This window comes from Salmonella sp. 32120201201600049SM (assembly GCF_017572835.1).
Taxonomy (GTDB): domain Bacteria; phylum Pseudomonadota; class Gammaproteobacteria; order Enterobacterales; family Enterobacteriaceae; genus Salmonella; species Salmonella enterica.
The window spans coordinates 88,239-107,207 of record NZ_JAGESA010000002.1 but is presented as its reverse complement, the minus strand read 5'-3'; the positions used below and the strand labels follow the sequence as shown (position 1 = coordinate 107,207).

Here is an 18,969-nt window from a genome sequence, read left to right as displayed (position 1 = left end):
ATTATCGGAGGTGACTAAATGCCATTATTAGATAGCTTCGCAGTCGATCATACCCGGATGCAAGCGCCGGCGGTCCGGGTTGCAAAAACGATGAACACCCCGCATGGCGACGCAATCACCGTGTTTGATCTGCGTTTTTGCATTCCGAACAAAGAAGTGATGCCGGAAAAAGGGATTCATACGCTTGAGCATCTGTTTGCTGGCTTTATGCGCGACCACCTCAACGGTAACGGCGTTGAGATTATCGATATCTCGCCGATGGGCTGCCGCACCGGCTTTTACATGAGCCTGATTGGCACGCCGGACGAGCAGCGTGTTGCCGACGCCTGGAAAGCGGCGATGGCGGATGTGCTGAAAGTGCAGGATCAAAACCAGATCCCGGAGCTGAACGTTTACCAGTGCGGTACGTATCAGATGCACTCGCTCAGTGAAGCGCAGGACATTGCCCGTCATATTCTGGAGTGTGATGTGCGCGTGAACAGCAATAAAGAGCTGGCGCTGCCGAAAGAAAAACTGCAGGAACTGCATATTTAGTCTTATTGGTAAGCGTTTCCAGTATTTAAATTAACCTCGGTCTATGGCCGGGGTTTTTTATTGCTTAATATAATTTGCGTTTATTATATTTGCGGCGAGAATACATTTTAAATTAAGTAATGCCTGGCCTGTTAAATAATAAAATGTGATCTGGTAAACAGAAAAGGCGGATAACTCACGATGCCAGAGTGTATTGATCACATAAACTAAAAATCATAAATAATTAATAGAAAAACATAATGGAATGCGCCAGATATCCAGGTAATAACAAGACTCTACTAATAGCCGGTCGATGGGGTTTTTAGCAAATCTTATCTGGTATACATCAAACTTAAGGGATAAAAAATGAAGGCTAAATATTTGGCGCTGATGATCGGTGCTTGCTTTTCTCATAACCTTTGGGCAGCGAATAATATCACTATTGAGCAGCGTCTGGCTGAACTGGAGCAACGTGTTGTTAATGCTGAAAAACGGGCATCCGATGCCGAGGCGCAAATTCGCTCGTTGAAACAGCAGCAGGTCGCCGCTACGCCGACGGTGAATGTCCAGTCCGCCGAGCCCATTGCAGCAGATAAAACGCCGCCGAAGCTGACCTTATCCGGATTCAGCGATATTAAGTTCTATGGCGATGTCGAATTTAATATGGATGCGGCAAGCCGTTCCGGTAGCCTGACCTCGATGAGAACGTCAGCGAATAAAGATTGGGCATCAGGAACCAATGAACGCTGGGATATTAACGGGCGCTTGTTGCTGGGCTTTGATGGCTACCAGCGACTGGACAACGGTAATTTTGCCGGATTCTCTGTACAGCCTCTGGCGGACCTGACCGGAAAAATGAACCTTGATGATGCCGTTTTCTTCTTTGGTCGTGAGAATGACTGGAAAATTAAGGTTGGTCGTTTTGAAGCCTACGATATGTTCCCGCTGAATCAGGATACGTTTATTGAATATTCGGGGAATACAGCGAACGATCTTTACAGTGACGGTTACGGCTATATCTATATGATGAAAGAAGGACGGGGACGTAGCGACAGTGGGGGTAACTTCCTGCTGAGCAAAACCATCGACAACTGGTATTTCGAAGTTAACACATTGCTGGAAAATGGCAGTACGTTATATACAGAGAAGCAGTACCACGGAATGGATTTAACCAACGATAAAAACGTGGCTTACGTCCGTCCGGTTATCGCCTGGCAAAACGGGCGTTTTTCAACGGCGATAGCGATGGAAAGTAACGTCGTTAACAACGCCTATGGCTATTATGAGAATGGGAAGTGGATCGATCAGTCAGATCGTACGGGCTATGGTTTTACCATGACCTGGAATGGTCAAAAAACTGACCCGGAAGATGGCGCAGTGATTAACCTGAATACCGCCTATATGGATGCGACCGATGAGACAGATTTTACCGCTGGGGTGAATGCGCTGTGGCATCGATTTGAACTGGGTTATATCTATGCGCATAACAAAATCGAAGCCTTCAATGCTACCAATATTGATGCCGTTTGTGAGGACGATTGTTGGATCACCGATCCCGGCAATTATGACATTCACACTATTCATGCCTCATATTTATTCCCCAACGTGATGGATATGAAAAACTTTAACATCTACCTCGGTGCCTATGCTTCATGGGTAGAGGCCAATCCGAATAATGGCGATAACAGTGAAGATGCGCGTTACGGCGGGCGTCTGAGATTCAAATATTTCTTCTGATTGTTGGTCTACTAAAAAAGGGATCCGCAGATCCCTTTTATCAGATAGTTAGTGCGCGCCGCCACCGCCGCCGCCCGCACCGAAGGGCGGTTTGGCGAACCACACCAGGCCGAGCAGCACCAGGAAGATCCCCGCCGACATCCAGAAGATTTCGTTGGCGGAAATAATCAGCCCCTGATTCGTGATTTGCTGGGCTATCCAGCCTGACGCCTGTTGGTGCGTCATCCCTAAGCCTTCCAGTTTATCGTACATAGCCTGAGCGTTTGGATTATACGCCGTAACCGACTCCGTGAGCTGAGCATGGTGTAGCGACTCACGATCGGTCCACATAGTGGTGGTAATCGAGGTGCCAATTGAACCTGCCAGCGTTCGCGTGAAGTTCGACAGGCTTGATGCCGCTGCCAGCCGTTCTGGCGGTAACCCGGAGAGCGTAATGGTGGTCAGCGGCATAAAGAAGCAGGCGACGGCAAATCCCTGAATAAACTGCGGCCATGCGGAAGCGCCGAAATCCATACCCGGTTCGAACGTCCAGGCGCGCCAGTAAAAACAGACGGCGTACATAATGAAGCTGAACGTGACCAGCCTGCGCATATCCAGTTTATGCGCGAAGCGTCCGATAATCGGCGACAAAATTACCGGAATAATGCCGACTGGCGCCGACGCCAGACCTGCCCACGTTGCGGTATAGCCGTACACCTCTTGCAAAAGCTGCGGCAGTAGAACAATGGCGCCGAAATAGAGCATATAGGCAAGGCTGATGCACAAGCAGCCAATCGTGAAGTTACGCGATTTAAAAAGAGAAAGATCGACGATAGGGTGATCGTCGGTCAGTTCCCAGACGATCAGGAAACTGATGGCGATGACGGCGACCACGGTCAGGATGATAATTTCCTGCGAGGAGAACCAGTCCAGCTCTTTACCGCGATCGAGCATAATTTGCAGGCTGCCGATGCCAATCACCAGTAGCGCCAGCCCGACGGCGTCAATACGTCGCCGTTCGGTATGCGTTTCACGTCCACGCAGCGTGTGTAACGTCATCAGGACGACGGCGATGCCAATCGGCACGTTGATGAAGAAAATCCATCCCCAGTGGTAATTATCACTGATATAGCCCCCCAGAATCGGGCCGCAAATCGGCGCGACAATGACGGTCATTGACCAGAGCGCCAGCGCAATGGAGCGCTTTGCAGGCGGATAGTTATTCAGCAACAGGCTTTGCGAGAGCGGAATCAGCGGCCCGGCGACCACGCCCTGCACCACGCGGAAGAAGATAAGCATATTCAGACTGCTGGATACGCCACAGGCCCAGGAAGCCGCGGCAAAGGCGACCGTCGACCACATGAACAGTTTGACTTCGCCAAAACGTTTCGCCAGCCAGCCGGTTAAGGGAATCGAGATAGCGTTCGCCACCCCGAAAGAGGTGATAACCCATGTCCCCTGGCTTAGGGAAGAACCCAGGTTCCCGGCGATGGTCGGAATCGCCACGTTGGCAATGGTGGAGTCCAGCACCTGCATGAATGTCGCCAGCGACAGTGCGATCGTCATGATGACGAGCTGCGCGCCTTCCAGCGGTTTTTGCTGTTGCATCACACGCACCTCAGGATTAACCCGCGTTAGCCTGTACGATGTCGTCGATCAGTTTATTGACCGGCGCGAGATTAATTTCGCGTGCGTTACTTTCGGCAACCGGCGTCGTTCGTACCTGGCTGGCCAGTACCTGACCGTCGCGATTAGCGGTATCCACGGTGACCAGCGTCGATAAACCAATACGCAGCGGATGTTGTTCTAACTGGCGGGCGTCAAGTTCGACGCGTACCGGCAGACGTTGAACCACTTTAATCCAGTTACCCGTCGCATTTTGCGCGGGCAGCAGGGAGAAGGCGCTGCCTGTTCCCATATCCAGACCGACGACTTTACCGGTGTATTTTACGTCGTCGCCATAAATATCAGTAATCACCGTCACTGGCTGCCCAATGCGCATATTCGCTAATTGGGTCTCTTTAAAGTTAGCGTCCACCCACAGATCGGTTGCAGGCACCACGGCCATCAGCGGCGTGGTGGGACTGATTTGCGCGCCAGGCTGGACGGCGCGGCGGGAAACATAACCGGTCATTGGACTGACGATGCGAGTACGCTCCAGCGCCAGCCAGGCGTTACGCACTTCGGTCGCCGCTTGTTGAACCGCAGGCTGATCTTCCAGATTACTGTTGAGTATCATTGCCTGGTTGGCATTGTACTGTTGAATGGCGACATCCAGCTGTGCCTGCGCGCTGGCGACGGCATCGCGGGCGTGTTGCAGCTCTTCACGGCCAATAAGATTGGCGTTACCCAGCGGCACACGACGGTTAAGGTCGCTTTGCGCTTGCGCCAGGGCGGTTTTTTGCACGTCGATATTCGCCTGCAACTGCTTGCTGTTAATCATCAACTGGTGCGTCTGGCGCACGCTGGAGGCCAGCGCCGTTTTGGCTTTTTCAAACGCTTGTTTGGCGTCAGTCTGATCGAGCGTGACCAGAACATCGCCCTCTTTTACAAAGTCGGTGTTATCAGCCCAGACTTTCGTCACGCTGCCTGACACCTGCGCCATGATTTGAACCTGGTTCCCTGCCACGTAAGCATCATCTGTCTCTTCAATATGACGCAATACTAAAAACCAATAAATTCCATATGCCACGGCAATAATAACAAAGAGCAAGGTAAGAAGTAGCAGCGCTGTTTTGCGCTTGCCTTTCTTCTTAGCCGGTTGCTGCGGGGTTTGGATCTCCGCATTTGCGCTCATGTTGTTCTCCACGATCTTATTATTCACATCGGCTGAGCCGACCTGTTGTCAGAAAGGCCAGCAGTAATGCGTGCCGGCCTGTCCGCTTTCCTGTTATTAATCTGGATTTTTGAGCGGGTCGGCGCTTTAGCGCAGCGCCTCAAGAACAGTGCCTTCCTGCTCCATTTGATCAAGACGCGTCAGGAGTTTACGAGTGATGTGCTCAAGTTGATCTTTTTCGGCTGTGCTAAGTGATGACCAGAGTTGATGCAGACAATGATGCTGAGGCGGAAGCACTTCTTGCAAAAATGCCTGACCTTTCTCCGTTAATTGCAGATGCAGGCAACGGCGGTCGTTATCGCTCTCACGACGCTCAATCCAGCCGCGTTTTTCCAGCTCATCTGCAATGCGTGTCGCATTGGTGCGAGATGAACCCAGCGCGCAGCTTAATTCAGACGGCTGAATACTGTGGTTTTCCTGAGACTCCAGCGTAATCAACGCCATAAACAACGTCTCGTTAATCCCTTGAGCCTTCAGCATTTTATTGCGGTTTTCCAGGAGCTTGCCTTGCATGTGCATACAAAGACGAGTCAAAAGAATTTCCTGGTAAGGAAAGTCTTCGTGACGGCTGGCGCGAAATTTTAGCATTTGTTCAATGGGCGTAAACGAACTATCCATTTGGGCATGACCTCATTAATTTCAGCCGATATAGTAACGACAGTGACAAATAAAGTAAATGTATTATTAATACAAAATCATTCTTTCAGGCTATAAAGCAACCAATGATACGCAGACTGAGACGCCAGCGGGAACATTGGGCCCGGTAAAGCGCCGCCTGCGGCAAATCCAGGAATGACGAGAAAAGCGTGAGTGCCTGCATGAAAAAATCAGGAGAGAACGATAAGCGGGAGGGGCGAAAGCCGGGTAAACGGCCTTACAACCCGATGCAAAAGCCACCGGAATATCACGGATAGCTATCGGTGAACGACCTTCGAATCCTTGAACGGGCGCTATTGGCCTGGGAGCAGATGGGGATGCAGGGCTTTCCATAGAATTATATTATTCTTCACCGGTATAAAAATAACCATGATAAATGAATAGCATAACCTTAACAGACTGGGGAGCTCCTTAACACCCTAAGGAGCTTAAACAAAGGTAAACGCTCACTATCCGCTTAATTTACGGCTTCCTGTCGGTGAAAACCTCGCCACCAGACCAGTAAATTAAGTAAGGCTACCGTGACACCCGCCAGACAAACGCCGGCCCAGCCGGCATGTTGCCAGGCGGAGGCGGAAATCAGCGACCCCGCGGCGCCACCGATAAAGTAGCTGGTCATATAGCCGGCGGTGAGCCGGTTACGCGCATCCGGATGCAAACGATAGATGACCGTCTGATTGGTGATATGTACCCCCTGAACGGTGAGGTCCAGTACCAGAATGCCAATAATCAGCGCCAGTACCGAGGTGTGCCCAAGCCAGATAGCCAGCCAGGAGAGTAACAGCAGCAGTAAGCCGAACGTGGTGGTGAGGTGAGATTTACCTTTATCGGCAAATCCGCCAGCCGGACGCGCGCCTAAAGCGCCGGCGGCCCCCGCCAGGCCAAACAGGCCAATCATCCCCTCGGAGTAGCTAAACGGCGGCGCGGCGAGCAAAAAGGCCATTGATGTCCAGAGGATGCTGAAATTAGCAAAGGTCAGACAGCCCAGCAGTGCGCGGGTACGCAGCAGCTTATCGTGAATAAACAGGCTGAATACAGAACCCAACAGTTGCGGGTAGTTAAGATGGGTGTCGGATTTGAGCTTTGGCAGTCCGCGCCATAACGCGACGGCCATCAGCGCCATCAGCGCCGACGCTACCCAAAATACGGTGCGCCAACCGCCGAGGTTTGCCAGCAGTCCGGCGACCGTTCGCGCCAGCAGGATCCCCAGCAACAGGCCGCTCATAATGGTGCCGACCACTTTACCGCGGGTGGCGGGCGTCGCAAGTGTGGCGGCCAGCGGAACCAGAATCTGCGCCACCACGGAGAACAGTCCGGTTAAGGCCGTTCCGAGTATCATCATGCTAAGCGACTGACTGCTGGCGGTGATCAGCATTCCGCCAGCCGCCAGCAACGTCATGGAGACAATCAGCGTTCGGCGTTCAAACATGTCGCCGAGCGGCACCAGAAACAACAGGCCAGCGGCATAGCCCAACTGCGCGGCGGTAACGATAAACCCTGCGGAGCTGGCGGAAAGCGAAAAGTGATGCGCGATGGTATCAAGCAGCGGCTGGGCATAGTAGTTGCTGGCGACCGCCAGACCCGTGGCCACAGACATTAAAACGATCAGCGCCGGGCTAAGCTCATGAGTGGGTTTCGTCATTATGGTAATCGTGATTCAGATAATTATTTCCTGGGAAAACAATCATAGCGGATGTTGATGAATAAAGGGGAACGGTGACGTGATGAATCGTGCGCTTTGAGGAGAGATTGAATAGGCCGGATAGCGGCGCATGAACTGCGCTTTATCCGGCATAAAAAACGATCTTATTTCTGCGCGGCCAGCGCTTCTTTCACCCAGCCGTCAAACTGCTGCTGGTGGGCGTTGATCCAGCCGTCCACGTGGCCCTGAACATCGGCTTCAGACGATTTACCGGCATGCATCATGGCGTTCTGCGCGTTGATATCCGCCAGCGGCAGCTTCATGATGGCGAACAGTTTCGCCGCCGCCGGGTTTTTCTCCGCCCATGCCTTATTGGCGACAATATGCATAGTATTAACCGGGAACCCATAGTTCGCGCCGTTCGGCAGTTTAGTATCAATATTTTTCTGTTCGCCCGGCAGGGAGGAGAACGGCACCTGTAGCCAGACGACATCTTTACCCGGCTTCATTACGTCGCTCACCCAGTACGGGGTCCAGGTGTAATACAGCACCGGCTTGCCTTCTTTAAAACGGGTAATGGTATCAGCCATCATCGCCGCATAGTTACCGTGGCTGACCTCAACGGTTTTTTGCAGATCAAACGCTTTATTCTGGTGATTGATCACGGCTTCGCAGCCCCAGCCCGGCGAGCAGCCCATCATGTCCGCTTTTCCGTCGCCATTGGTATCGAAGATTTTGGCGATTTTCGGATCTTTTAGCTGAGCGATATTGGTGATGTTGTACTGCTCGGCGGTTTTTTTATCGATCAGATAGCCCTGCGCAGCGCCGGAGACGAAGACGCCCTCGCGGTAAAACTTGTTGTCTCCGCCTGCTGCGGCATACATATCATCATGCAGCGGCTGCCAGTTCACGGCGGTAAACGTCGCATCGCCAGAGGCGATGGAGGTATAGCCTACGTTGTAATCGACTTCACTCGGCTTATTTACGGTATAACCCAACTTTTCCAGCGCCCGGCTGACCAGTAACGTCTGGAAGGACTCTTCAGAAATCGTGCTTTGGATAGGTTGAACGGTAATGCCTTTGCCAGGCAGGTCGGCAGCGAAAGCGCTGGCGGTGACAAGGGTGGCAAACGCTGAGGCAAATATCACGGTATGTCGCATCGTTGTTCCTTTAATTATGGTAGGGAGTTGTAAGCCCGGTAAGCGCAATGTCACCGGGCGTCAGGAGAGTTACTTAACGAAAGGGCGGGTGATTAGCCCAACAGGACCGGTGGTATACCAGCGACGGTTACCGCGGCTACGCGAGTCGCGCCCGACGGCCTGCGTCAGACGGTCCAGAATGATGGCGAGAATCACAATGCCGACGCCGCCGACGGTTGCCAGCCCCATATCAAGACGACCAATGCCGCGTAGTACCATCTGGCCAAGCCCACCGACCGCAATCATCGAGGCGATGACGACCATTGAGAGAGCCAGCATCAGCGTCTGATTAACGCCTGCCATAATGGTGGGCATCGCCAGCGGTAGTTGCACTTTGAACAACATTTGGCGCGGGCTGGCGCCGAACGAGCGCGACGCTTCAATTAAGTCGGCAGGCACCTGGTTAATACCCAGGATCGTCAGGCGTACAATCGGCGGTAGAGCAAAAATAATCGTCACCACCACGCCCGGCACGTTACCGATGCCGAATAACATGACAATCGGCACCAGATAGACAAACGCGGGCGTGGTCTGCATCGCATCCAGCAGCGGACGAACTATTTTGGCCGCGCGCGGGCTGCGCGCCAGCCAGATTCCCATCGGTAATCCGATCACGACGCAGAACAACAGGGCGGTCAGCACCAGCGCCAGGGTAATCATCGCCTGCGACCAGGCGCCGATCGCGCCGATGGCGATCAGCGATATCAGCGCCGCGATCCCCATGCCCACACCGGAAACCTGCCAGGCAATCAGCGCAAAGAGAATAATCGCCACAGGGGCGGGCATTCCCAGCAGCAGTTGCTGAAAGCCGTTAAGGATGTAATCCACCGGCACACGAATCCCCTGAAAAAGGGGACGGAAATGGGTGACGACCCAGTCGATTCCCTCTGTGACCCAGCTATCCAGTGGGATCAGCGTTTTATGGAACGGGGCCAGAAGAGAAAAGTGTTCAGGGGCTGGCGCGGGCGCGCTGTTCAACCAGTCGGTACTGCCGCCGTCCGTGGCTACGCCTGCCGGTGTTCCCCAGGCATCAGCCGTTTGCGTCGTAGTATCGGCCACCTGTGCGGTATCCCACGGATTCGTTTGATCAGCCATTGTTACCCCCCTCGCGATCTAAAGCCTGTAGCAACATACGTTTTGAAATAATGCCAACATACTGGTGTTCTTCATCGACAACCGGCACCGCGCAGGGCGCCTGGCCGACGTGAGAGAGCAACTCGCTGAGTGGGGTTTGCGCATCAACGACTAAAGGGTCGTCGATAAGCGCCGCTTCAATCCCTTGCGCCTGGCTTAATGCCGCTTTTAATGAGTCGATGGACACGACGCCCACGAATTTATTGCCACGCTCAATGACGTAACCATATTCACGGTCTTCGTCCTGTAATAATTTCAGTGCCGAACGGGGACCAAAACCTGGCGTTTTACGAATTAATCCGACCGGACTGCGACGGGCAATATCTTTGGCGCTAAAGACCTGACTAATATCCACGCCACGGAAGAACGTGCGGACATAATCATTTGCCGGATTATTCAGGATCTCATCCGGCGTACCAACCTGTACGACCTCGCCATTTTGCATAATGGCAATCCTGTCGCCAATACGCATAGCCTCATCAAGATCGTGGGAAATAAAGACAATGGTGCGCTGATGTTTCGCCTGTAATTTCACCAGCTCATCCTGCATTTCGGTACGAATTAATGGATCGAGGGCGGAAAACGCTTCATCCATTAATAAGATATCAGGGTTGATTGCCAGCGCGCGGGCAAGCCCAACACGCTGACGCATCCCACCGGAAAGTTCATCCGGGTAGGCGTGAGCGTAATTCTCAAGCCCCACCTGACGCAAGGCGTCCAGCGCTTTTTCGCGACGCTCTTGCGCCGCGATGCCCGCTAATTCCATACCGAATGCCGTATTATCCAGCACGGTCATATGCGGCATGAGCGCAAATGACTGGAAGACCATCGCAATCTTTTTCCTGCGCACCTCGCGAAGCTCAGCGTCTGATATTTTGGCAATATCAACGCCGTCGATCAGTACCTGTCCGCGGGTGGGTTCAATCAGGCGATTGAGAAGGCGTACCATTGTGGATTTACCCGAACCGGATAATCCCATGATGACAAATATCTCGCCTTCTTCAATGGCCAGACTGGCGTCTTTAACGCCAAGCGATAGCCCCGTTTTTTCCAGTATTTGCTCTTTCGATAGTCCCTTTTCAATATATTTGAAGGCACGCTGCGGATGCTCTCCAAATATTTTATACAGATTCTTCACTTCTAATTTAATTGCCATGCAATAGAATGATTCCTGTTATTTACTTATGTCGATATGTTACCTGATAGAAATAGTTACCTTTTTCTACCCTAACATACTCAGAATCTGAGACAACCCTGAATTTGCTTCTGGCATGAATATTGCGAGGTGCTATTGGCTGTGATTTCCCATGATATAAGGGCTGAACGCGAATGGGGAGGAAGAGATATTTTTTGGAACAACCAGCAAAAATCCACCTGAATTGGGGGAATCCAGGTGAATAATGTCACTCGTATTGAGTGTAGGACATGTTGTAATATTTGCGCGATTTGACTCCCTATTGCTTGAAATAAAGGCATGGAAAATGTAACGTTATTTCCCATGCCCGCAAGGTTAAAAATTCCAGTCTTCGTCTTCGGTTTCGACTGTTTTCCCCATCACATAAGATGAACCTGATCCGGAAAAGAAATCATGATTTTCGTCGGCATTCGGCGAGAGCGCAGCAAGGATTGCGGGATTCACGTCTGCCATCTCCGGCGGAAATAACGCCTCATAACCCAGGTTCATTAAGGCTTTATTGGCGTTGTAGCACAAGAAGGCTTTGACGTCGTTAACCCAGCCGGTTTCCGCATATAATGCTTCTGTGTAGCGGATTTCGTTGTCGTACAGTTCCATCAACAAATCCAGCGCGAAAAGCTTTAACTCTTCACGCTCGATTGCCGATAGTTTTTGTAGCGCTATCTGATACTTATAGCCAATATAATAACCGTGAACCGCTTCATCGCGAATGATTAAACGAATCAGGTCGGCAGTGTTCGTGAGCTTACCGCGGCTGGAGAAATACATTGGCAGCCAGAAGCCGGAATAGAACAGAAAAGACTCTAAAAAGACGCTGGCAATTTTTTTCTTTAGCGGTTCATCGCTGACGTAATGAGCCAAAATAATCTGCGCCTTACGCTGAAGCGGCGGGTTTTCTTCGCTCCAGGCGTAGGCGGCATCAACCTCTTTCGTCTGGCACAGCGTGGAAAAAATAGAACTGTAAGAGCGGGCGTGTACCGCTTCCATAAAGCTGATGTTCGACAGCACTGCCTCTTCATGCGGCGTGATGGCATCTGCCATTAACGACGGCGCGCCTGCGATGTTCTGGATAGTGTCGAGCAGCGTAAGTCCCGTAAACACGCGAATGGTGAGCTGCTGTTCGGCGGCGCTCAGCGTCTGCCAGGCCGGAATATCATTCGATAACGGCACTTTTTCCGGCAGCCAGAAGTTACTGGTCAGCCGGTTCCACACCTCCAGATCTTTGTCGTCCTGGATCTTGTTCCAGTTGATGGCGCTAATACGAGATAATTTCATATGGCTTTCCTTATAGCGCGCAGGATACGCAGCCTTCAATTTCAGTACCTTCCAGCGCCAACTGGCGAAGCCGGATGTAATACAGTGACTTAATACCTTTTCGCCAGGCATAGATCTGCGCTTTGTTGATATCGCGGGTCGTGGCGGTATCGGGGAAAAACAGGGTGAGCGACAGTCCTTGATCGACGTGGCGCGTGGCCTCGGCATAGGTATCAATAATTTTTTCCGGACCGATATCGTAAGCATCCTGATACATGTCCAGGTTTTCATTGGTCATAAACGGCGCGGGGTAATACACACGCCCGGTTTTGCCCTCTTTGCGAATCTCAATTTTGGCTACAATCGGATGAATGCTGGAGGTCGCATGATTAATGTAAGAAATCGAACCGGTCGGCGGCACCGCCTGCAAATTTTGGTTATAGATGCCATAGCGCATCACATCGTCGCGCAGCTTTAGCCACATTTCTCGTGTGGGCAGGGTAATGCCGCTGCGGGCAAATAGCGCCCTGACTTTCGCTGTTTTCGGTTGCCAGTCGTCCTGTAAATACTGCGTAAAATAGTCGCCGCTGGCATAGCGCGACTGCGCAAATCCGGCGAAGGTTTTGCCGCGTTCGCGGGCCAGCCGCATTGAAGTATGCACGGCATGCCAGGTAATGGTGTAAAAATAGAGATTGGTGAAATCCAACGCCTCCGGCGAACCGTAGGCAATGCCTTCTCTCGCCAGATAGCCATGCAGATTCATCTGGCCCAGACCGATGGCATGAGAGGCGGCATTACCGGCGGCTATTGAGGGTACGCTGCGTATATGGCTCATGTCCGACACCGCCGTCAGGCCGCGAATAGCGGTTTCTACGGTACGACCAATGTCCGGTGAATCCATGACGTGAGCGATATTCAGCGAGCCGAGATTGCAGGAGATGTCATGCCCGATGTGGGTATAGTCAAGGTTATCGTCGTAACGGGAAGCGCTATTGACCTGTAAAATTTCCGAGCACAGGTTGCTCATATTAATGCGACCAGCAATGGGATTCGCGCGGTTTACCGTATCTTCAAACATGATGTAGGGATACCCGGATTCGAACTGAATCTCCGCCAGTGTTTGAAAAAAGTCACGGGCGTTAATATAGGTTTTACGCACGTGCGGATCGGCAATTAATTCATCGTACCGTTCGCTAATGGCGATATCGCCAAACGGTCTGCCGTAGCGTCGTTGTACGTCATAGGGCGAAAAGAGCGCCATTTGCGCGTTTTCTTTCGCCAGCCGGAAGGTGATATCCGGGATCACCACGCCGAGAGAGAGCGTTTTGATCCGGATTTTTTCGTCGGCATTTTCCCGTTTGGTATCCAGAAAACGCAGAATATCCGGGTGGTGCGCATGGAGATAAACCGCGCCGGCCCCCTGGCGCGCGCCAAGCTGGTTGGCATACGAAAACGCGTCTTCCAGCATTTTCATCACCGGGATCACGCCGGAAGACTGATTCTCAATGCGTTTGATCGGCGCGCCCGCCTCGCGCAGATTGGAGAGTAAAAACGCGACGCCGCCGCCTCGTTTGGAGAGTTGCAGCGCCGAATTCACCGCCCGCCCGATCGACTCCATGTTGTCTTCGATACGGAGCAGGAAGCAGGAGACCAGTTCCCCACGCTGCTGTTTACCGCAATTTAAAAAAGTCGGGGTGGCGGGCTGAAAGCGACCAGAAAGCATTTCATCGGTCAGTTGGGTGGCCAGCGTTTCGTCACCCTGCGCCAGCGTCAACGCCACCATTGTCACCCGATCTTCAAAGTGTTCCAGATAACGTTTGCCGTCGAAGGTTTTCAGCGTGTAACTGGTATAGAACTTCCAGGCGCCAAGAAACGTCTGGAAGCGAAAGCCGCTGGCGTGGGCGTGCTCGAACAGGCGGAGGACGAAGGCGCGGTCGTAACGCGCGAGGACAGCGTCATCGTAATACCCTTCCCGAACCAGCGTCTCCAGACGTTCATGCTGGCTGGCAAACGTCACGGAATGCGGGCGGACGTGGGCGGCAAAGAAGGCGTCGATCGCCTGCTGGTCCTTGTCGAACTGAATATGGCCTGCTTTATCATAAAGATTCAGCATCGCGTTCAGGGCGTGGTAATCCATGGTTTCCTGCATTACGCGCTCCGGGATAGTTGTTGCCAAAATTCATTTACTCCTTTTCGGACGTTATCGATGTCGCGTTGTGTGCCCATGAGCTCAAAGCGGTACAGCCAGGGGACGCCGCATTTTTGTGCTATCACATCGCCAGCGCATCCCCAGGCATCGCCGAAATTGCGGTTACCGGAGGCGATGACGCCGCGAATGCGCGCCCGGTTGTGTTCATCATTTAAAAAGCGGATCACCTGTCGCGGCACCGCACCGGCCATCCCGCCGCCGCCGTATGACGGCACAACCAGAATGTACGGTTCGTCTACCTGAATTCGCTCCCGTTCATTGAGCGGAATACGCGTGGCGGGCAGCCCCAGACGCTGCATAAAACGGTGCGTATTTTCAGAGCTGCTGGAGAAGTAGACGAGCGCGCTCATGCGTTTGCCGCGTGGGGTGTCGGGTGCAGACGGTTAATCATGTCCGGACGGAAGCCAGACCAGCTCAAATCGCCCGCCATCACCACCGGTAATTGACGAAACCCTTGCGCCCGGAGCGTATCCGCTGCATCCGGCACCAGATCGACGTTCACCATCTCAAATTCAAATCCACGGCTTTCCATCGCCCGCTTTGTGGCGTGGCACTGAACACAGTTATTGCGAGTGTAAATAGTAATGCTCATGATTCGTATTTCCATTTAAAATGAGAAAACGGCGCGATGAAACGCGTCGGATTGTCGTGTGTTGATACAGGAAATACTAGATGTAGTTGAATTAAGATTCAACCATACAAGATATGGGAATTTTCGATTGATTTTAACGCCGCTGATGAACGCAGCGGGGTAGGGGAGGCATGGCTAATTTTTGCCGGATGGCGGCGTGAACGCCCGATCCGGCCTGCAGGTTCACGCATAACAGAGTTGGCTGACATCAGCGCCATCCGGCAACAATGCGTCACATTCGCATACCGATCGCCAGACGGTTAAAGCAGTTCATTAAACCGATGGAGAAGGTCAGATCGCTGATTTCACGCGCGCTGAAATGATCGAGCAGCGGCAGGTAAACATTATCTTCGGCGTGGGTTTCAGCAATGTGCGTCACCGATTCCGCCCAGGCTAACGCCGCGCACTCTTGCTCGCTGAAATGGTGACTTACCCGCCATCCTGCCAGCGCATCTAATTTAGCTTGATTCACGCCAGCCTTACGCAGCGCTTTACTGTGCATCTCCAGGCAAAATGCACAACCATTTATTTGCGAAACACGTAGGTAAATCAGCTCCATCAGAGTGAGGTCAAGCGTGCTCTTTTCCAGCGCGTTTTTCGCCTGCACCAGAGCGCTATAAACCTCCGGGCTCAGTTCATAATAGGGTTGGCGTAACGTCGTCATCATGTTTCTCCTCGTGTTGATGACGAGCACTGTAGCACTATAATGGTCTGTAAAAGAGGGCCATATTTTTACAGAAAAAGCAGACCATATGCCGCGCTATCAGCACATCGCTCGTCAGTTAAAAACGGCCATTGAGCAAGGAGAACTCGCGCCCGGAACGCGTTTGCCTTCCAGTCGGACGTGGGCGCAGGAACTGGGCGTTTCTCGCGCCACGGTGGAAAATGCCTATGGCGAGCTGGTGGCGCAGGGCTGGCTGGAGCGACGTGGCCAGGCAGGCACGTTTGTGAGCAACGCTCTACGGTTTGAGACGGCGCCGCCGATACCCGCTGTTTTTGCCGGAGAAAGTCCGGAGCCGAAACCCTTTCAGATGGGGTTACCGGCGCTGGATCTCTTTCCACGCGAGAAGTGGGCGCGAGTGATGGGGCGTCGGTTGCGCACGCAGACACGCTTCGATCTGGCATTAGGCGACGTCTGCGGCGAGGCGATTTTGCGCCAGGCGATAGTCGATTACCTGCGGGTTTCGCGTAGCATTGAATGTCTGCCGGAACAGGTATTTATTACCTCCGGTTATGCGGATTCTATGCGGCTAATCCTGCGTACATTGTCTGTGCCGGGAGACAGCATGTGGGTGGAAGATCCCGGCTTTCCGTTAATTCGCCCGGTGATAACGCAGGAGGGGATTACGCTGGCGCCGATTCCGGTCGATGCCGATGGGCTGAATGTCGCGGCGGGGATGCGGGATTGCCCGCAGGGACGCTTTGCATTGGTGACGCCCGCCCATCAAAGTCCGTTGGGGGTGGCGCTGTCGTTAACTCGCCGACGGCAACTTCTGGCATGGGCGGCGAATGTGCAGGCCTGGATTATTGAAGATGACTACGACAGCGAATTTCGTTATCACGGTAAACCGCTTCCGCCGCTCAAGAGTCTGGATGCCCCGCAGCGAGTGATTTACGCCGGAACGTTCAGTAAGTCGCTCTTTCCGGCATTACGTACCGCCTGGCTGGTGGTGCCGATAAAGCAGATTGAGCATTTCCGCCAGCAGGCGTCGCTGATGCCCTGTAGCGTACCGTTGTTATGGCAGCACACGCTGGCTGATTTTATCCGTGATGGCCATTTCTGGCGGCATCTGAAAAAGATGCGTCAACATTATGCTCAGCGACGGTTATGGATTGAAGAGGCGCTGGCAGAACAGGGATTTGTCGTGACATTACAGAAAGGCGGTATTCAATTGGTTATTGAGGTTGAAGGTGATGATAAAGCGCAGGTAGCAAAAGCGAATCAGGCCGGACTGGCGGTACAGGCGCTAAGCCGTTGGCGAGTGGTTTCGTCAGGAAAGGGGGGCATTTTACTGTCGTTTACCAATATTACTTCCGCTGGCATGGCGAAACAGGTCGCATGGCAGCTTCGACAGGCGATACAGTAACCGTTTCGCCGAATGGCGCGACCTGGGCCTGCGGCAATGATGCAGGCCCAATAAAGTATGTCGCCATCCGGCTGCGCACGTCGTTAGCGACGCAGGCTAAGCAGCGCCCCGATAAAAATTCCTACCGCTGCGGCGGTTCCTACGCTACACCAGGGTTTTTCACGCACAAACGTATCCGCGCACCCCATCGCATCACAGGCGGCTTGTTTTACGCGAGTACGTCCATGCATCCGCGCCCGGGTCTCTTTCAGCAACGCCTGTGCTTTACGTCGCGCAGCCTCGGCTTCGTCTTTCGCATCGCTTCCCCAGGATTTAAGGACATCTTCCAGACTGTCGGCTAATCGATTGACATCATTCTGAATATCCTGAACACCATCATCGACGTCGTTTCGGTTCGGTTTGTTAAGCATATGATCCTCCATTGATTTCGATGTAGCTTTCAGTGTAGTTCATATTTTTACCTGCTGAGGCTTGTTACGGCGATATCATGCGTTTCTGGACTTTTCTGAAAGCGTTGATAACGCGCTATCGGGTAAGGTAAGCCCGCAGTAAAAGAGAATGAGGATAAAATATGTATTTACGACCTGACGAGGTGGCGCGGGTACTGGAAAAGGCAGGGTTTACCGTCGATGTGGTGACGAATAAGACGTATGGTTATCGACGCGGCGAGAATTATGTTTATGTTAACCGCGAGGCGCGTATGGGGCGTACCGCGCTGATCATTCATCCCAGATTAAAAGACCGTAGCTCATCACTGGCTGACCCGGCTTCGGATATTAAAACCTGCGATCACTACCAAAATTTTCCGCTCTATTTAGGCGGCGAGACCCACGAACATTACGGTATTCCCCACGGCTTTAGCTCCCGAATAGCGTTAGAACGTTATCTGAATGGGCTTTTTGGCGACGAAAAAACCGACTAAAAGCGCGACTGGCAATGCCAGTCGCGACGTTAACTTACGCCTTAGCCTGATGATAGCTGCTCACTTTAAACAGGCGGCGACAATAATCCAGGAAGTAGCCATAAACCGCGCCCATTAACATTGAAACAACAATGTTTGAACTCACGGCGGCCACTATCTGATGCCAGCCAGCGCCGACGGTCAGCAAGATGATAATATAAACGGGTGACTGAAAGGTGACATAAGCCAATACATCCGCCAGGTTTTTGGCCCATCCAGCCGGGCTTGCCTTACGCGCGACGCGCATAATCAGATCGCGGTAAACGCCGTATGGCCATGCAATCAAAATGTTGACAGGTATCGCCACCAGCCTGGAAGAAAGCGACTGCTCAAAGCTCATTCCGGAGAGGAATATCTCGATCAACATGTTCACAACAGAACAGTAAACAACCATCGCAAACGTGTCTGCTACGGCATGACGCAAGCGTGACTGTGGAGAGAACATGTTAATGCTCCTTGTAGCGTATCGATCAGAATGAGGTGATGGTTGGTAGTGAAATCATAAAGCACTTTTATCTTTGCATAGAGTATATCCCTATATAATAACTATCAACTAGTGTAATATTTTTATTTATAGGCTTTTTGTCGATAAAATACTCTGTGATTGTGTGTTTTTTGCTCGCGGCGAGATTTTCGTTGTTGTTAGTCATTAATTACTTTTAAATCAATGTATTATAATGCATTGTTTTTCTGGCGATTTTCAGCCACATTCCAAATGTTGTCAGATGCGATATATTCTCGGCTAACGGCACGCGCTCTACTTTTCTCAGCATAATTATAGCTATTGCAGGCTGATTTTTAGCATAAAGCTCTGATGATGATTTTTGAATGGTTAATCTCTTATTGTGCTGAAATATTCACTTCTGTATAAGGTCAGCCACCGTGAGGGTCACCGTGGTTACTGAGATACGCAATACGCTATATACGCTATGGAT

The 18,969-nt window shown here is 52.1% G+C and carries 18 protein-coding genes; 4 read left to right on the top strand and 14 right to left on the bottom strand.

The genetic code is table 11. From position 1 onward, the window contains the following. Nucleotides 1-18: 18 nt before the first annotated feature. Entirely contained in the window at nt 19-534 is a 516-nt protein-coding gene (luxS, locus tag J4650_RS06455) for an S-ribosylhomocysteine lyase (protein ID WP_001130193.1), read from the top strand. Nucleotides 535-879: 345 nt separating this feature from the next. Beyond that, the gene (locus tag J4650_RS06450; protein WP_000645137.1) at nt 880-2,250 is read left to right on the top strand and encodes a carbohydrate porin; all 1,371 of its coding nucleotides are present in this window, start codon (nt 880-882) and stop codon (nt 2,248-2,250) included. Nucleotides 2,251-2,298: 48 nt separating this feature from the next. Here J4650_RS06450 and emrB read toward each other — a convergent pair whose 3' ends face one another. From emrB to J4650_RS06390, 12 genes are all read right to left on the bottom strand, one after another. Further along, the gene (gene emrB, locus J4650_RS06445; RefSeq protein WP_001187298.1) at nt 2,299-3,837 is read right to left on the bottom strand and encodes a multidrug efflux MFS transporter permease subunit EmrB; all 1,539 of its coding nucleotides are present in this window, start codon (nt 3,835-3,837) and stop codon (nt 2,299-2,301) included. A 16-nt stretch (nt 3,838-3,853) separates the two neighbouring features. After that, nucleotides 3,854-5,026 carry a multidrug efflux MFS transporter periplasmic adaptor subunit EmrA gene (gene emrA / locus J4650_RS06440; protein ID WP_001275603.1) on the bottom strand — a complete coding sequence of 391 codons (1,173 nt, stop codon included), beginning with the start codon at nt 5,024-5,026 and terminating at the stop codon, nt 3,854-3,856. 126 nt (nt 5,027-5,152) lie between these two features. Further along, on the bottom strand, nt 5,153-5,683 hold the full coding sequence (mprA, locus tag J4650_RS06435) for a transcriptional repressor MprA (RefSeq protein ID WP_000378431.1): 531 nt from the start codon (nt 5,681-5,683) through the stop codon (nt 5,153-5,155). A gap of 496 nt (nt 5,684-6,179) precedes the next feature. Further along, nucleotides 6,180-7,364, bottom strand: coding sequence for an MFS transporter (locus J4650_RS06430; RefSeq protein WP_000165758.1), 1,185 nt, complete (start codon nt 7,362-7,364; stop codon nt 6,180-6,182). 164 nt (nt 7,365-7,528) lie between these two features. Further along, nucleotides 7,529-8,524 (bottom strand): glycine betaine/L-proline ABC transporter substrate-binding protein ProX, encoded by a 996-nt coding sequence (gene proX, locus J4650_RS06425; RefSeq protein WP_001216618.1) that lies wholly within the window; start codon nt 8,522-8,524, stop codon nt 7,529-7,531. Nucleotides 8,525-8,593: 69 nt separating this feature from the next. Then, nucleotides 8,594-9,658: a glycine betaine/L-proline ABC transporter permease ProW gene (gene proW, locus J4650_RS06420; RefSeq protein WP_023993709.1), complete on the bottom strand. Its 1,065-nt coding sequence runs from the start codon at nt 9,656-9,658 to the stop codon at nt 8,594-8,596. Next, on the bottom strand, nt 9,651-10,853 hold the full coding sequence (proV, locus tag J4650_RS06415) for a glycine betaine/L-proline ABC transporter ATP-binding protein ProV (RefSeq protein WP_000985529.1): 1,203 nt from the start codon (nt 10,851-10,853) through the stop codon (nt 9,651-9,653). Before proV ends, proW begins: the two co-directional genes overlap by 8 nt. A 354-nt stretch (nt 10,854-11,207) precedes the next feature. Further along, nucleotides 11,208-12,167, bottom strand: a complete 960-nt coding sequence (nrdF, locus tag J4650_RS06410; protein WP_000777903.1) for a class 1b ribonucleoside-diphosphate reductase subunit beta — start codon at nt 12,165-12,167, stop codon at nt 11,208-11,210. Between the two features lie 10 nt (nt 12,168-12,177). After that, a complete protein-coding gene (gene nrdE, locus J4650_RS06405) occupies nt 12,178-14,322 on the bottom strand; it encodes a class 1b ribonucleoside-diphosphate reductase subunit alpha (RefSeq protein ID WP_023994245.1) in 2,145 nt (714 codons plus the stop codon). After that, entirely contained in the window at nt 14,295-14,705 is a 411-nt protein-coding gene (nrdI, locus tag J4650_RS06400) for a class Ib ribonucleoside-diphosphate reductase assembly flavoprotein NrdI (protein ID WP_001275402.1), read from the bottom strand. Before nrdI ends, nrdE begins: the two co-directional genes overlap by 28 nt. Next, entirely contained in the window at nt 14,702-14,947 is a 246-nt protein-coding gene (nrdH, locus tag J4650_RS06395; RefSeq protein WP_000028870.1) for a glutaredoxin-like protein NrdH, read from the bottom strand. Before nrdH ends, nrdI begins: the two co-directional genes overlap by 4 nt. Nucleotides 14,948-15,218: 271 nt before the next feature. Further along, the gene (locus J4650_RS06390) at nt 15,219-15,650 is read right to left on the bottom strand and encodes a carboxymuconolactone decarboxylase family protein (protein WP_023993711.1); all 432 of its coding nucleotides are present in this window, start codon (nt 15,648-15,650) and stop codon (nt 15,219-15,221) included. A gap of 88 nt (nt 15,651-15,738) precedes the next feature. Between J4650_RS06390 and J4650_RS06385 the strand changes: the two genes are divergently transcribed. Then, on the top strand, nt 15,739-17,073 hold the full coding sequence (locus J4650_RS06385; protein ID WP_001138466.1) for a PLP-dependent aminotransferase family protein: 1,335 nt from the start codon (nt 15,739-15,741) through the stop codon (nt 17,071-17,073). An 83-nt stretch (nt 17,074-17,156) separates the two neighbouring features. Here J4650_RS06385 and J4650_RS06380 read toward each other — a convergent pair whose 3' ends face one another. Further along, nucleotides 17,157-17,483: a DUF883 domain-containing protein gene (locus J4650_RS06380; protein WP_001650455.1), complete on the bottom strand. Its 327-nt coding sequence runs from the start codon at nt 17,481-17,483 to the stop codon at nt 17,157-17,159. A gap of 161 nt (nt 17,484-17,644) precedes the next feature. Between J4650_RS06380 and J4650_RS06375 the strand changes: the two genes are divergently transcribed. After that, nucleotides 17,645-17,995: a DUF2002 family protein gene (locus J4650_RS06375; RefSeq protein ID WP_000281305.1), complete on the top strand. Its 351-nt coding sequence runs from the start codon at nt 17,645-17,647 to the stop codon at nt 17,993-17,995. Nucleotides 17,996-18,029: 34 nt separating this feature from the next. On the opposite strand, the gene alaE is transcribed toward J4650_RS06375, so the two are convergent. Continuing rightward, the gene (gene alaE, locus J4650_RS06370; RefSeq protein ID WP_000492669.1) at nt 18,030-18,479 is read right to left on the bottom strand and encodes an L-alanine exporter AlaE; all 450 of its coding nucleotides are present in this window, start codon (nt 18,477-18,479) and stop codon (nt 18,030-18,032) included. Nucleotides 18,480-18,969: the final 490 nt, after the last annotated feature.